Origin of the sequence: Caldimonas tepidiphila (genome assembly GCF_003569765.1) — a bacterium.
Lineage (GTDB): Bacteria > Pseudomonadota > Gammaproteobacteria > Burkholderiales > Burkholderiaceae_C > Caldimonas > Caldimonas tepidiphila.
Window position 1 is genome coordinate 38,153 of the sequence record NZ_QXMG01000032.1, and the last position, 14,318, is coordinate 52,470.

The following is a 14,318-nucleotide window of genomic DNA, read 5'->3' on the forward strand; positions in this document are numbered from 1 at the left end:
GGCTCCCGGGGCGTGCGGAAGCACTCATGCGACCGCGTCCGGCTCGTCGCGCTTGCGCACGAGGTAGGGCGGCATCGCCAGCGCGTGCATCGGCGTGCGGCGGAAGGTCTCGAGCGCCTGCGCCGGCGTCTCGACGATCGGCTCCTCGCGTCGGTTGAAGGAGGTGTTGAGCAGCACCGGCACGCCGGTGCGCGCGTCGAAGGCCTCCAGCAGGCTGCGCAGGAAGGGGTCGTCGTCGGGGCCCACCGTCTGCAGCCGCGCGGTGCAGTCCACGTGCGTGACGGCGGGGATGATCCTCGCCGCCTCGGGATGCACGGGCGCGGCGAACTGCATGAAGGGCGAGGGCCGGCGGATGTCGAAGAAGCGGTCGGCGTGCTCGAGCAGCACGATCGGCGCGAGCGGGCGGAACAGCTCGCGGTCCTTCACGCGCGCGTTGATCCAGTCGCGCACCCGGTCGTGGCGCGGGTCGGCGAGGATGCTGCGGTGGCCGAGCGCGCGCGGGCCGAACTCGCTGCCGCCCTGGTAGAGCGCCACCACCTTCGTCTGCGCGAGCAGGTCCACCATGCGCCCGAGCAGGTCCTCGGGCTTCTCGACGATCAGGTCGTCGGCGGCCTCGAGCGCGGCCTCGATGTCGGCGAGCAAGGGCTCGGGCCCGAGGTAGTCGCGCGTCCAGCGCCAGTCGCAGGGCTGCTTCAGCAGCTCGGTCAGGCCGTAGACCGCGCAGCCGAGCGAGGTGCCCGCGTCGCTCGGCGCCGGCGGGATGAAGACGCGCTCGAAGGGCGTCTCGCGCAGCAGCCGGTCGTTGGCCGAGCAGTTCAGGCCGGTGCCGCCGGCGAAGCACAGGTTCTTCAGCCCGGTCTGCGCGTGCAGCCAGTGCGCGAGCTTCAGAAGCGCCTCCTCGAAGGCGCGCTGGCCCGCCGCGGCGAGGTTGGCGATGTCCTGGAAGCGCTCGGGATGCGCCGGGTCGAAGCGAAAGCGCGGCCGCACCGCGATGATCTCGCTCCACTCGCGCGGGATCGTCACCCGGCAGCCGTCCACGTCGAGCGGCGGCAGCCCGAAGGCCTCGGGGTCGCCGTGCGGCGCCAGGCCCATCACCTTGCCCTCGTTGCCCTCGCCGGGGAACATCGCCTGAGTCAGCAGGAAATAGAACATGCCCAGGCCCACCGCCGGGCCCGCGTCGCCCTCGTAGAGCTGCTTGTCGAGGCACTCGATGCGGCCGCTGCGGTCGGCGCGGTAGAACGAGGACACCTCGCGCCAGTGCCCCGGCACGCCGGCAGCGCCGTCCCAGGCCTCGGTGAAGTCCGACACCGCGCTGCCCTGGCCGTCGACGATCATCACCGCCGCCTCCTCGAAGGGCGAGGGGTGGAACACGCTGTAGAGGTGCGACAGGTGGTGCGAGATGCGCGCGCGCCTGCAGTCGGGAGACAGGGTCAGCACCTGAGCCAGCTCCTGCTCGTAGTCGGCGAGGTTGCGGATCTCGGTGTCCGACGAGTAGCACTCGACCAGCGCGTCGACCGGGCGGTCGAGCCCCGGCACCACGCCGCGGTAGACCTCGCGCAGGTCGCCGAGCTTGCCCCAGTGGTGCTTTTTACGCGTCAACCGTTCCTTCTGGATGCAGCACAGGAGCTGCGAGCCCTGCATCACGCAGATGCTGCCGTCCTGCGTGCGGTTGATGCCCACCACCAGCGGGCCGCCCTGATTGCCTGTCACCATCGAACACCCCTTCGCGTTGTCCCAGCCGCTCGGTGCACGCGGGGCGGGGAGGAGGTCCGGCCGGGCGTGCGCGAAGTGCCGGCGGCAAGCCGCATGCCCCGGGGACGGGGGATGCCCCCCCGGAACGGGCGCCCGGGCGGGGGGCGGCCGCCGTGTCGGGGCAGGGTGGCGGTCCGGTCCTCAGGCGAGCTTCAGGTCCACCTCGATGTTGCCGCGGGTCGCGTTCGAGTAGGGGCAGACGACGTGCGCCGCCTGCACCAGCTCCTCGGCCTGCGCGCGGTCCATGCCGGGGATGCTGACGGTCATCGCCACCCGGATGCCGAAGCCGTTCGGGATCGGGCCGATGCCTACCGCCGAGTCGATCTTCACGTCCGCCGGCAGCGCGATCTGCTTCTGGCCGGCGACGAACTTCATCGCGCCGATGAAGCAGGCGGCGTAGCCGGCCGCGAACATCTGCTCGGGGTTCACGCCGAAGGCGCCGTTGCCGCCCAGCTCCTTCGGGGTGGTGAGCTTGACGTCGAGCGCGCCGTCGGACGAGCGGGCGGTGCCCTCGCGGCCGCCGGTGGCGGTGGCGTGGCCGGTGTAGAGGACGTTCTCGAGCTTCTGCGTCATGGTGGCTTTCCTTGGGGTCAGGGGTGGAGGGAAGGTGAAGGAGGGAAAAGGGGCCTAGCCGCCGCCGGCGCCGGCGAGCCGCTCGCGCAGCGCGGCGAGGCGCTGGGTGAGCTCGGCGATCTCCGCCAGGTCGCAGGCGCTGGCGCAGACGACCTGCTCGGGGACCTTCTCGGCCTCGGCCCGCAGCGCGCGGCCCGCGTCCGAGAGCCGCACCCGCACGCGGCGCTCGTCGGCGCTGTCGCGCTCGCGCCGCACCAGGCCCGCGGCCTCCAGGCGCTTGAGCAGCGGCGTGAGCGTGCCGGAGTCGAGCCGCAGCCGCTCGCCGAGCGCCGACACCGCGAGCCCGTCGCCCTCCCACAGCACCAGCATCACGAGGTACTGCGGGTAGGTCAGGCCCAGCGGCTCCAGCAGCGGCTTGTAGAGCTTGGTCATCGCCAGCGACGACGAGTACAGCGCGAAGCACAGCTGCCGGTCCAGCGCGAGCCGGTCGGCGGCAGCGTCGCTGCAGCGCGTCGAGGGGGAGGCGGGCGAAGTCATGGCAAGGAATCTAAACGCCAAATGGATTGCGGACAATTGAATCGCGTAATCCATTTCCTCGCAGGGGCGATGCCCTCGGCGCGGGGACGCTGGTGCCGGCCCTATGATGGACCTCCCCCTTCCCGCCACCGCACAGCACAGGATCCGGACCCTTGGGTCGCCGACTTGCCGATGCCCGCGCCCGGCTGTACCGCCAGCTCGAGCCCTCCGCCCGCGCGGAACCGGGCCTCTCGGCGCTCAACCGGCTGATCGTCTCGGTCATCCTGATCTCCGTCGCGGTCGCCGTGCTCGAGACCGAGCCGCTCGTCGCCCGCGGCCGCGAGGCGCTGTTCTGGTGGATCGAGCTCGCGATCGGGCTGTTCTTCGGGATCGAGTACCTGCTGCGGGTCTGGGTCAGCGCGGAGGACCCGGACCAGGGCGGCGGCCTGCGGGGCCGCCTGCGCTACATGGCGTCCCCCGCGGCGCTGCTCGACCTGCTGGCCATCGCGCCCCTGCTGTTCCTGGCGATCGGCCCGCAGGCCTACATGCTGAGGCTGGCGCGGCTGGGCCGCTTCTCCGGCGCGATCGACGCCGTCAGCGAGGCCCTGCACTCGCGCCGCTTCGAGCTGCTGGCCAGCATCGGCTTCGCGCTCGGGCTGCTGCTGCTCACCTCCACGCTGATGTACATCCTCGAGGCCGAGGCGCAACCCGAGGTGTTCGGCAGCATCCCGCGGGCGATGTGGTGGTCGGTGGTCACGCTCACCACCGTGGGCTACGGCGACAGCTACCCGGTGACCGCGGCCGGCCGCATCCTGGCGGGGCTGACCGCGGTGACGGGCATCGGCCTGATCGCGATGCCCACCGGCATCCTGGCTGCGGCCTTCAGCGATGCGCTGCAGGCGCGGCGGGAGAGGGAGCGGCGGCAGGACGGGGGAGAGCAGCGGTAGGCCGGGCCGAGGGGCTTCCCGCCGCGGGGCCGGGCCACGTGTGGGGGCGCACAGGCAGGGCCGCCGCCCAGGCTCGCTCGGCGAGCGAGCCAGCGCGAGAGGCCCGCCCTCACGCTGCCCGCAGCACGCTGTATTCGCTGAACAGTCGCGCCGGCAGCGGCGCGGCCAGCCGCCACACGATGCTCATCGGCCGGTCGCCCTCGATCGTCTCGGGGTAGACCTCGCCGCAGGCGCGGTAGGGCTCGTCCCTGCGGGGACGCACGAAGAGCTGGAAGCGCCAGCCGTTGCCCGGGGCATCGAGATAACGGCGCCCCGCCTTCGTGTCGGGGCCGGCGCTGTTCTGCGTCTGCCAGTGGAAGCGCCCGGTGCTGATCGCGTAGTCGTGGTAGGCGATGCGGTCGTGGTAGCCCTCGCTCTTGTCGAGCGTGACGAAGAGCAGCTCGGTCCTGCGCTCGTGCAGCGCCAGCACGCCGGCTTGGAAGGGCGCGCGCCGCGTCGCGCGGAGCCAGCCGACGGCGGTCAGGATCTCGCGGATGCCGTATGCGGCGTGAAGGCACAGCGGCAGGTCCTCCAGGCCGGGCACCGGGGTGGCGGCGAGCGTGCTGCGCGCCTGCAGCAGCTCGGCCAGCTCGGCGAGTTCTTCACAAACCGGCGGGTGCGCCGCCAGCCGGGCGAGGAACTCGGCGTGGCCCGCCGCCTCGCGCCGGCCGCCGTCGATCTGGTAGGCCAGCATCTGCACCCGCAGCGCGTCTTCCGCCGTCAGTTCGGCGCCGTGCCCTGCACCGTCGCGGCCGAGCCGCGCCCAGAAGTCGAGCCGGCGCCCGTCGTCACCATGCAGCAGGCCGGCGAGGCGCCGGCTGAAATAGTCCTCCTCGGGGCCGGGCTCGGCGGCGACCAGCAGCCCGGCGTCGCGCTTCAGGCTGGTCCAGCCGCTGCGCCCCTTGTCGCGGTACACGTCCTCCAGATCCAGCGCCTGCTGGTGCAGGAAGTCCGCCAGCCGCAGATTCGCGCGGCCGTGCAGCGCGACGTGGCTGCGCAGCTCTGCGGTGAGACGGCGCCAGTTCTGCTGCGTGAGCTCGCGCAGCGAGCGCAGCACCTGCTCGCGCGTCTGCTTCTGCAGGTGCAGATGGCAGCCGGGCGGCAGGCTGCCGAAGCCGTGCTCCACCGCTTCCTGCAGCGCGCGGCGCGGCAGCCCGGTGAGGCCGGAGAGCAGGCGGTCGAAGCGGAACTCGGTGCGGTGCTGCCCGACGAAGTCGAGCACCAGGCAGCTCTCCTTGCCGGGCGACAGGCGCAGGCCGCGGCCGATCTGCTGCTGGAACAGCACCGGGCTCTGCGTCGGGCGCAGCAGCAGCAGCGTGTCCACCATCGGCAGATCCACGCCCTCGTTGTAGAGGTCCACCGTGACGAGCGCGCAGAGCTCCCCGCTCATCAGCCGCTGCGGCGCGCGGCGGCGTTCCTCGTCGGGGGTGCCGCCTACGACGCAGGCGGCCGGCAGGCCCGCGCGGTTGAGCTGCGCGGTCATGAACTCGGCATGCGCCACCGAGACGCAGAACACCAGCGCCTTGGAGCGGCGCGGGTCGCCCGCCAGCCGCTGCCACTCCCGGATCGCGAGGCGGGCGCGGACGTCGTTGCCGGTGACGAGCTTGTCGATCGCCTCGCGCTCGCCGGCACGCTCCCAGGGCACGGCCGAGAAATCGGTGTCGTCGTCGCAGCCGTAGTACTCGAAGGGCGCGAGCAGTTGCAGGTCGAGCGCATGCCACAGCCGCATCTCGACCGCCGGGCTGCCGTCGGGCCGCGCATCGAAGTAGCCGGCGATCGGCTGGCCGTCGCTGCGCTCGGGCGTGGCGGTGAGGCCGAGCAGCACGCGCGGCCGCACCGCGGTGACAAAGGCATGAAAACGCTCGCCCGCGAGGCGGTGGCATTCGTCGATCACGACGGTGTGCCAGTGATCGGCGCCGCAGCGGTGCAGCAGCTCGCGGCTGTGCAGGCTGTCGATGGTGGCGAAGAGGTGCTGGTGCTGCTCGGGGTGGTGGGCGCCGGTGAGGAGGTCTCCGAACTCGGGGTCGCGCAGCACCTCGCGATAGGTGCGCAACGCCTGGCGCAGGATCTCCTCGCGGTGCGCAACGAAGAGCAGGCGCGGCCGGCCGCCCTCGCGCCGGCAGGTGTCGCGGTAGTCGAAGGCGGCCACCATCGTCTTGCCGGTGCCGGTCGCCGCGACGAGGAGGTTGCGCCAGCGGCCGTGCGCGCGCTCGGCGGCGAGCTGTTCCAGCATGTCCTGCTGGTAGGTCTTGGGTTGCAGGTCGAAGAAGCCCGGCGTCACGGCGGGCGCCTCGCCCGCCTCGCGGCGCAGGGCGAGCCGCAGCGCCTGCCGGTGCTCCTCGCGCTCCGGGTCGTAGGGCTGGAATTCGCTGTCCTGCCACAGCGTCTCGAAATGCGCGGCGGCGCGGGCGAAGAGCGGGCCCTGGCTGCGCTCGGCGAGTTTCACGGTCCACTCCAGCCCGCCGGTGAGCGCCGCGCCCGAGAGGTTGGCGCTGCCGACATAAGCCGAGCCGAAGCCCGTGCGGCGGTGGAACAGCCAGGCCTTGGCGTGCAGCCGCGTGCGGCGCCCGTCGAGCGAGACGCGCACCTCGCAGCCGGGCAGGCGCGCGAGCGTGTCGAGCGCGCGGATCTCGGTCGCGCCGGTGTAGGTGGTGGTCAGCACGCGGATGCGCGTGGCGGTCTGCCCGTCGGCCGCAAGCGCGGTGATCTGCCGCAGCACGTCCTCCAGCTTGCGCACGCCGGAGACGGTGATGAAGCTCACGAGGATGTCTACCCGGTCGGTGGAGGCGAGTTCGCGGCGGATCTCCTGCAGCAGCGAGGGCGAGCCCTTGCCGACGGTGAAGAGCCAGGGCAGGGCGAGACCGGTTTCGGGCGGCTCGGGCCGCGGGCTGCGACCGATGGCGGCAAGACGGCGCGGCGGCGCCGCGATCAGGTCGATGAGCTCGGCTGCAGGGTGAGGCGAGGACGATGCGCCCTCCTGGGGGGTCAGGCGCTGGCGCAGCGAGACCAGCAGCGAGTTGACGAGCTCGAGCTGGCGTTGCGCCCGGTCGGCGCCGTCACCGCCCAGGTCCTCCAGGATCGCGCCGAGCTGGCGCGCGAGGGCGTCCACGAGCAGGGCCGAGGCTTCGTGCGGGGTCGCCGGGTGAAGCTCGGCCTGCGCCGGATCGATGCGCGTGGCGAGGCCTTCGGTGAGCAGGAGGTCGTAGAGGCCGGAGGGGAGGGGCATGGGCGGGGCTCAGGAGTGAGACCGCGACATGCTACGGCGCTGCCTTTGCAGGAAACCGACACTTCAGGTTTGTCACTGATCGTGGCGGCAGAGGATCGGCCTCCATGAGCAAAGGCCGCGCGGTTCGCTTTCTCCAAAGGCAAGTCGGGCGCTACCGGTCGTCCCGGTGCACCCAGCAGCACAATTCCGGTGTCAGTAGGGGCTGCCTGTCGGCAAGAGCACGCCAGCTTCAGCGGAAACGTCGTATCGCACAACGGAGCTGTCAAAACTTGCCCAGTCTTTCAAGCTGTAGGTGCCGGCTCCCGAGAGCCGGTCGACTGCGACGTTGCGGAAAGTCAAGGGCTTGCCCGCCTCGCAAGTCACTAGAGCCCCCGTGTTGGGCTGCATGAAGTAGGCAGATCCTTTGCCGACACGCTTGGCGATGCCATCTTCCACCAGCAACGCGGTTTCGCTGTCCACACCGACTGCGCGTACCGCCGCCTGGGACACCCACTTGTCCTTGATGAGCCGTGCGGTGAAGGTGAGCATGCGCCCCATGCGGTCCCGCGTGACGAAGTGACTGTCCGTGATGACACCGCCGAGGCCGGGGACCGTGAGGAAACCCATGTCGAGCGTCATGCGCTTGTCGTAGGGATTGGCCAGTGCCTCGGCAGAGGTGATCGAGCCGTTCGCGCCGGTGTAGTCGAACTGGCCGAGCACCGCCAGCCCTGCACTGGTGCCGCCGATCGGCACCTTCTTTTCCATCAGCGTCTTGAGCGTGGTGTCGAGCGCAGTTCCCTTCCAGAGGCGGATGTAGTCGTTCTGGTCGCCTCCGGCGATGAAGACCACTTCCGCCTTCTGCACACGCTCGTTCACATAGGTGCTGTTCGCCGCCTCGCGCGTCTTGATGACAAGCGTCTCGACCGAGTCCACCCCCTTCATGTTGTAGATGTAGGAGTTGTAGGCGTCGGTGCCGGCAGCGCGAATGACCACGAAGTCACCACCTCCGGACTTCTGGATCATCCAGGCGAAGGCCTCGTCGACATCAATGCCTCCGCCCATCATCACGATGGCTTGCGTGGCCGGGGACGCGCTGCGGGTGAAGTCGGCAGCGTTGCCGACGATGTAGTGTTCGTAGCCCTTGCCCGTAGTGCTGGTGCTGGTGCTGGTGCTGGTGCTGGTGCTGGTATCTCCGCCGGACCCCGTCTTCGGTGCCGCAACCGCGCCCGCGCTCAACGCAAGCACAAGAGCCAAAACACCCATCTTGCCCCAAGCCCCGAGGCCTTCAGTCCCCTCGGCATTTTTCTGATTCATTTGCCCCACTCCTTCAACTACTAATAGCACATGGAGCCCTCCACTCCCAGCCGAAAAGGGCCTGGAGGTTGACGGCCCCTAGGTTGTTCTCAATGCGTCAGAACTATATAGAGATGTAGATGCATGGCAACTTTTGTTACAGACGACGTAAGGGACGGCTGTATTCCTCTCGTGCCGTAGACGCCCATGCATCACCTCAGAGGGAGAGGTCGTATGCATGCCGAAGCTTGCAGGCGCTGCCTTGGGGAGCAGCAAAGAAGTAATGGCCCTGGCAGCAGGTATCGTTGCCCCAGCAAACTTGTGTTTCGGGCTCCCATGTGGACGAAGCACGTAAAGAAAAGGGGCAGGGTGATTCCACCCTGCCCCTTCGGCTCAGCCCTTGTTCGGATTACCTGGGCAAGTCCCGCCGACCGGCAGATCTTTGATGCAAGATCGGCCAATCTTTGGCGTTGCAAAGCCGATCACACGTCGATATTCGCCGCCCTCAGCGCATTGCTCTCGATGAAGTCCCTGCGCGGCTCGACCTCGTCGCCCATCAGCATCGTGAACACGCGATCTGCCTCGATCGCGTCCTCGATCTGCACGCGCAGCAGACGCCGCACGCTCGGGTCCATCGTGGTCTCCCACAGCTGCTCGGGGTTCATCTCGCCCAGGCCCTTGTAGCGCTGGCGGCCCACCGAGCCCTCGGCCTGCTGCATCAGCCAAGCCATCGCGGCGCGGAAGTCGCCGACCTTCGATTCCTTGGCCTTCTCGCCCTCGCCCTTGCGCACTACCGCCTCGGCGCCCAGCAGCCCCTTGAAGGTCTTGCCCGCGGTAGACAGCACCTCGTAGTCGGCGCCGTGCACGAAGTCGGCGTTGATGACGCTGCTCTTGACGTTGCCGTGGTGGCGGCGGCTGATGCGCAGGTACTGCTTGTCCAGGCGCGGGTCGGTCTCGGCCGTCACCTCGGCGTCGTGCAGCGCGGCCTTCAGCGCCGCGGCGCTCGCCTGCGCGGCCTCGGGGCTGTCGAGGTCGAGCTCCAGGCCGCTGGCGAGCACGCGCAGCGCCTCGCCGTCGGTCCACTTGTCGAGCCGGTCGATCACCTGGCTGGCCAGCACGTACTGGCGCGCCAGCGCCTCCAGCACCTCGCCCTTGAGCACGGTGCCTGCCGCGTCGCCGGTGTGCAGCTCGGCGTCCTTGAGCGCCACCTTCAGCAGGTAGGCGTCGAGGTCGTGCGCGTCCTTCAGGTACTGCTCGTCCTTGCCGTGCTTGACCTTGTAGAGCGGCGGCTGCGCGATGTAGATGTGGCCGCGCTCGACCAGCTCCGGCATCTGGCGGTAGAAGAAGGTCAGCAGCAGGGTGCGGATGTGGGCGCCGTCCACGTCCGCGTCGGTCATGATGATGATGCGGTGGTAGCGCAGCTTGTCGGGGTTGAAGTCGTCGCTGCCGTTGCCCGCGCCGGTCTTGCCGATGCCGGTGCCCAAAGCGGTGATGAGCGTCAGGATCTCGTTGCTCGCCAGCAGCTTCTCGTAGCGCGCCTTCTCGACGTTCAGGATCTTGCCGCGCAGCGGCAGGATCGCCTGGAACTTGCGGTCGCGGCCCTGCTTGGCCGAGCCGCCTGCGGAGTCGCCCTCGACGATGTAGATCTCGCACAGCGCCGGGTCCTTCTCCTGGCAGTCGGCGAGCTTCCCCGGCAGGCCCAGGCCGTCGAGCACGCCCTTGCGGCGCGTCATCTCGCGCGCCTTGCGCGCGGCCTCGCGGGCGCGCGCGGCCTCGACGATCTTGCCGCAGATGATCTTGGCGTCGCCGGGGTTCTCGAGCAGGTAGTCGGTCAGCAGCCGCCCGACGATGTCCTCGACGGGGCCGCGCACCTCGCTCGAGACGAGCTTGTCCTTGGTCTGGCTGCTGAACTTGGGCTCGGGCACCTTGACGCTGACCACGCAGGCCAGGCCCTCGCGCATGTCGTCGCCGCTGACCTCGACCTTGGCCTTCTTGGCGAGCTCGTTGTCCTCGATGTACTTGTTGATGACGCGCGTCATCGCGGCGCGCAGGCCGGTGAGGTGGGTGCCGCCGTCGCGCTGCGGGATGTTGTTCGTGAAGCAGAGCACCGACTCGTTGTAGCCGCTGTTCCACTGCATCGCCACTTCCACCGCGATGTTGGTGTTCTGGTCGCTGAGCTTCTCGCCGGTGGCGTGGAAGATGTTGGGGTGCAGCGTCGTCTTGCCCTTGTTGATGAACTCGACGAAGCCCTTGACGCCGCCGGCGTAGGCGAAGTTGTCCTCCTTCGCGTTGCGCTCGTCGACGAGGCGGATGCTCACGCCGTTGTTCAGGAAGGACAGCTCGCGCAGGCGCTTGGCCAGCACCTCGTAGTGGAAGTCGATGTTGGAGAAGATCTCCTCGTCGGGCAGGAAGTGCACCTCGGTGCCGCGCTTGTCGGTCTCGCCGATGATCTTCATCGGGCTGACCTCGAAGCCGCCGCGCTGCTCGAGCACGCGGTCCTGCGGCACGCCCTTGCGGAACTCGAGGAAGTGCACCTTGCCCTCGCGGCGCACGGTCAGGCGCAGCCACTTCGAGAGCGCGTTGACGCAGGACACGCCCACGCCGTGCAGGCCGCCCGAGACCTTGTAGCTGTTCTGGTTGAACTTGCCGCCCGCGTGCAGCTCGGTCAGCGCGATCTCGGCCGCGCTGCGCTTGGGCTCGTGCTTGTCGTCCATCTTCACGCCGGTGGGGATGCCGCGGCCGTTGTCGGTGACGGAGATGGAGTTGTCGGTGTGGATCGTGACGACGATGTCGTCGCAGTGGCCCGCGAGTGCTTCGTCGATCGAGTTGTCGACCACCTCGAACACGAGGTGGTGCAGGCCGGTGCCGTCGGACGTGTCGCCGATGTACATGCCCGGGCGCTTGCGCACTGCCTCCAGGCCTTCCAGGATCTGGATGCTGGATTCGCCGTAGCCGGCGTCGGCGGCTGCGACAGCGGCTTGCGGCTCGGGGGCGTTGCTCAGGTTCTGCTCAGACATGGGGTGCCTCTTTCAAACGGTGATGCCCGCTGGTGGCGGGCATCCGGAAGGTGACAGCGAGCTTCCGGGACTCGCTCGCGCTGCGTCCGGTCGGGACGCGGCTCAGATTCGCATCGGCATCACGACGTACTTGAAGCCGCTCTGCTCGGGGATGGTGATCAGCGCCGAGCTGTTGCTGTCCTGCAGCGCGATCGTGATCATGTCGACGCTCATGTTGGCGAGCGCGTCGACGAGGTAGGTGACGTTGAAGCCGATCTCGATCGAGTCGCCGCCGTAGTCGATCTCGATCTCCTCCTTGGCCTCCTCCTGCTCGGCGTTGCTCGACGCGATGCGCAGCAGGCCCGGCTCGAAGTTCAGGCGCACGCCCTTGAACTTCTCGCTGGTCAGGATCGCGGCGCGCTGCAGGCTCGCCAGCAGCGGCGCGCGGCCGAGCGTGACGCTGTTGCGGTGGGCCTTGGGGATGACGCGGTTGTAGTCGGGGAACTTGCCCTCGACGAGCTTGGTGACGAACTCCATGCCGCTGAAGACGAACTTGGCCTGGTTGCCGGCGAAGCGCATCTCGATCAGGCCGCCGCCCTCCTCGGCCTCGTCCTTCTTCTCGTCCTTCAGCAGGCGCTGGAGTTCCAGCACCGTCTTGCGCGGCAGGATCACTTCCTGGCGCGGGCACTCGACGTCGAGCGTGGCCTGCGCGAGCGCGAGGCGGTGGCCGTCGGTGGCGACGAGCGTGAGCGTCTTGCCCTCGGCGACGAAGAGGATGCCGTTGAGGTAGTAGCGGATGTCGTGCACCGCCATCGCGAAGTGCACCTGCGAGATCAGGCTCTTGAGCGTCTGCTGCGGCACCGAGAAGCTCGGGCCGAAGTCGTGCGCTTCCTGCACCAGCGGGAAGTCCTCGGCGGGCAGGGTCTGCAGCGTGAAGCGGCTCTTGCCGCCGGTGAGCGTGAGCTTGTTCTGCGCGGCCGAGAGCGTGACGTTCTGGTCCGAGGGCATCGAGCGCAGGATGTCGATCATCTTGCGCGCGCCCACCGAGGTGGCGAAGTCGTCGGCGTCGCCGTCGAACTGCGCGGTGGTGCGCACCTGGATCTCGAGGTCGCTGGTGACGAACTCGACCTGGTTGCCGGACTTGAGGATCAGCACGTTGGCCAGGATGGGCAGCGTGTGCCGGCGCTCGACGATGCCGGAGACCGCCTGCAGGGTGCCGAGCACTTTTTCTTGCGCTGCTTTCAAGACAATCATGTCAACCTCTTGGATTGGTAGCCGTAGTAGAGGGGCTGGTTCTTTGTGGACAAGTCTATTTTCTCTTTTTCCCTCAAGGACTTGGCTCGGGGAAAAGCATGGGGCGCCGGTGTCCGGGATCCGCACCCCGGATGCGAACAACTTCCGCGGACGGCCGGGGGCTGTGGACAAGGGGGGAGTTGTTCGGGAACTGTCCCCAGCCTTGTCCCTTGACGGCGTTTTCCACAGGGGGTGTGGATTCCGGCCTCACCGCGCCGTCAGCCCTTGAGCGTCTGTTCCAGCACGTGCAGCTGCTGGTTCAGCTCGGTGTCCTTGGTGCGCTCGCCACCGATCTTGCGCACCGCGTGCAGCACGGTGGTGTGGTCGCGGCCGCCGAAGAGCTCGCCGATCTCGGGCAGGCTCTTCTGCGTGAGCTCCTTGGCCAGGTACATCGCGATCTGGCGCGGCTTGGCGATCGAGGCCGGGCGCTTCTTGCTGTACATGTCGGCGACCTTGATCTTGTAGAAGTCGGCCACCGTCTTCTGGATGTTCTCGACCGAGATCTGCCGGTTTTGGATCGACAGCAGGTCCTTGAGCGCGTCGCGCGCCAGCTGGATGTTGATTTCCTTGTGGCTGAAGCGCGAGTAGGCGAGGATCTTGCGCAGCGCCCCTTCGAGCTCCCGCACGTTGGCGCGCACGTTCTTCGCGACGAAGAAGGCCACGTCCTCGGGCATCTCGGTGCCCTCGGCGTCGGACTTCTTCATCAGGATCGCGACGCGCATCTCGAGCTCGGGCGGCTCGATCGCGACCGTCAGGCCCGAGTCGAAGCGCGAGGTCAGGCGCTCGTCGATGTCCGCGAGACCCTTGGGATAGGTGTCGCTGGTCATGATGATGTGCGCGCGCTTGGCCAGCAGCGCCTCGAAGGCGTTGAAGAACTCCTCCTGCGTGCGCTCCTTGCCGGCGAAGAACTGCACGTCGTCGATCAGCAGCAGGTCGAGCGAGTGGTATTTCGCTTTCAGCTCGTCGAAGGTCTTGCGCTGGTAGTTCTTCACCACGTCCGAGATGAACTGCTCGGCGTGCAGGTAGAGCACGCGCGCGTTCGGGTTGTCGGCGAGCAGCGCGTTGCCGACGGAGTGGATCAGGTGGGTCTTGCCGAGGCCCACGCCGCCGTAGATGAACAGCGGGTTGTACATCTGGCCCGGGGCGCCTGCCACGTGCAGCGCCGCGGTGCGCGCCATCTGGTTGGCGCGGCCGGGCACGAGGTTGTCGAAGGTCAGCGCCGGGTTCAGCCGCGTGCGCGCAGGCGACGCGGTCTCGGGCAGCGGCGGCGGGCCGGGCTGCAGCAGGCCCTGCAGCGGCAGCTGCACGATGCCGTTGGCGCCCGTCGTGGCGCCGGCGGTGGCGGTGGCCTGCGCCCGCGGCGCGGGTTCGCGGGGCGCGAGCGAGAGCTCCAGGCGCACCGGCTCGCCCGCGAGCTCGGTCAGCAGCGCCTCGATGCGGCTGCCGTACTGGTTGCGGATCCAGTCGAGCTTGAAGCGGTTGGGCACGCGCACCGACACCACCGGGTTGCCCTCGGGGGTGGCGGAGACCACGCCCGGCGGGAGCGGGCGGATCCAGGTCGTGAATTGCTGTTCAGGCAGCTCCGCCGCGAGACGTTCGCAGCACTGCTGCCACAGGGTGGAGCTCATCGATTGTGGAAAACCTCTTCTGGAGCGCCCGGATTCTACCGCCCAAAGCGCCTTTGTCCGCAAGTTATCCACAACT

General features: G+C 68.9%; 9 protein-coding genes. 1 reads left to right on the forward strand and 8 read right to left on the reverse strand.

Annotated features, from left to right (window positions below):
* Positions 1–24: 24 nt before the first annotated feature.
* The 3 genes from D3A59_RS17040 to D3A59_RS17050 all read right to left on the reverse strand — a co-directional run bounded on the left by D3A59_RS17040 (position 25) and on the right by D3A59_RS17050 (position 2,862).
* On the reverse strand, positions 25–1,713 hold the full coding sequence (locus D3A59_RS17040; protein ID WP_119156411.1) for a carbamoyltransferase family protein: 1,689 nt from the start codon (positions 1,711–1,713) through the stop codon (positions 25–27).
* Between the two features lie 180 nt (positions 1,714–1,893).
* Positions 1,894–2,325: an organic hydroperoxide resistance protein gene (locus D3A59_RS17045; RefSeq protein WP_119156413.1), complete on the reverse strand. Its 432-nt coding sequence runs from the start codon at positions 2,323–2,325 to the stop codon at positions 1,894–1,896.
* 54 nt (positions 2,326–2,379) lie between these two features.
* Positions 2,380–2,862 (reverse strand): MarR family winged helix-turn-helix transcriptional regulator, encoded by a 483-nt coding sequence (locus tag D3A59_RS17050; protein ID WP_119156415.1) that lies wholly within the window; start codon positions 2,860–2,862, stop codon positions 2,380–2,382.
* A 152-nt stretch (positions 2,863–3,014) separates the two neighbouring features.
* Here D3A59_RS17050 and D3A59_RS17055 point away from each other — a divergent pair, with 152 nt between their 5' ends.
* On the forward strand, positions 3,015–3,788 hold the full coding sequence (locus D3A59_RS17055; protein ID WP_119156417.1) for a potassium channel family protein: 774 nt from the start codon (positions 3,015–3,017) through the stop codon (positions 3,786–3,788).
* A gap of 109 nt (positions 3,789–3,897) precedes the next feature.
* On the opposite strand, the gene D3A59_RS17060 is transcribed toward D3A59_RS17055, so the two are convergent.
* From D3A59_RS17060 to dnaA, 5 genes are all read right to left on the reverse strand, one after another.
* On the reverse strand, positions 3,898–7,053 hold the full coding sequence (locus D3A59_RS17060; protein ID WP_119156419.1) for a DEAD/DEAH box helicase: 3,156 nt from the start codon (positions 7,051–7,053) through the stop codon (positions 3,898–3,900).
* A gap of 192 nt (positions 7,054–7,245) precedes the next feature.
* Positions 7,246–8,346 carry a cyanophycinase gene (locus D3A59_RS17065; RefSeq protein ID WP_157991568.1) on the reverse strand — a complete coding sequence of 367 codons (1,101 nt, stop codon included), beginning with the start codon at positions 8,344–8,346 and terminating at the stop codon, positions 7,246–7,248.
* 461 nt (positions 8,347–8,807) lie between these two features.
* Complete coding sequence (gene gyrB / locus D3A59_RS17075) at positions 8,808–11,342, reverse strand: DNA topoisomerase (ATP-hydrolyzing) subunit B (protein ID WP_119156424.1); 2,535 nt, start codon at positions 11,340–11,342, stop codon at positions 8,808–8,810.
* Positions 11,343–11,444: 102 nt separating this feature from the next.
* A complete protein-coding gene (gene dnaN / locus D3A59_RS17080) occupies positions 11,445–12,575 on the reverse strand; it encodes a DNA polymerase III subunit beta (protein WP_119156426.1) in 1,131 nt (376 codons plus the stop codon).
* Between the two features lie 257 nt (positions 12,576–12,832).
* Positions 12,833–14,242, reverse strand: coding sequence for a chromosomal replication initiator protein DnaA (gene dnaA, locus D3A59_RS17085; RefSeq protein ID WP_119156427.1), 1,410 nt, complete (start codon positions 14,240–14,242; stop codon positions 12,833–12,835).
* Between the last annotated feature and the right edge of the window lie 76 nt (positions 14,243–14,318).

Excerpts from the sequence above, each read along its gene's own strand:
- D3A59_RS17040 (WP_119156411.1), bottom strand. The coding sequence starts at position 1,713 with ATGGTGACAGGCAATCAGGGCGGCCCGCTGGTGGTGGGCATCAACCGC.
- D3A59_RS17045 (WP_119156413.1), bottom strand. The coding sequence starts at position 2,325 with ATGACGCAGAAGCTCGAGAACGTCCTCTACACCGGCCACGCCACCGCC.
- D3A59_RS17050 (WP_119156415.1), bottom strand. The coding sequence starts at position 2,862 with ATGACTTCGCCCGCCTCCCCCTCGACGCGCTGCAGCGACGCTGCCGCC.
- D3A59_RS17060 (WP_119156419.1), bottom strand. The coding sequence starts at position 7,053 with ATGCCCCTCCCCTCCGGCCTCTACGACCTCCTGCTCACCGAAGGCCTC.
- D3A59_RS17065 (WP_157991568.1), bottom strand. The coding sequence starts at position 8,346 with ATGAATCAGAAAAATGCCGAGGGGACTGAAGGCCTCGGGGCTTGGGGC.
- gyrB (WP_119156424.1), bottom strand. The coding sequence starts at position 11,342 with ATGTCTGAGCAGAACCTGAGCAACGCCCCCGAGCCGCAAGCCGCTGTC.
- dnaN (WP_119156426.1), bottom strand. The coding sequence starts at position 12,575 with ATGATTGTCTTGAAAGCAGCGCAAGAAAAAGTGCTCGGCACCCTGCAG.
- dnaA (WP_119156427.1), bottom strand. The coding sequence starts at position 14,242 with ATGAGCTCCACCCTGTGGCAGCAGTGCTGCGAACGTCTCGCGGCGGAG.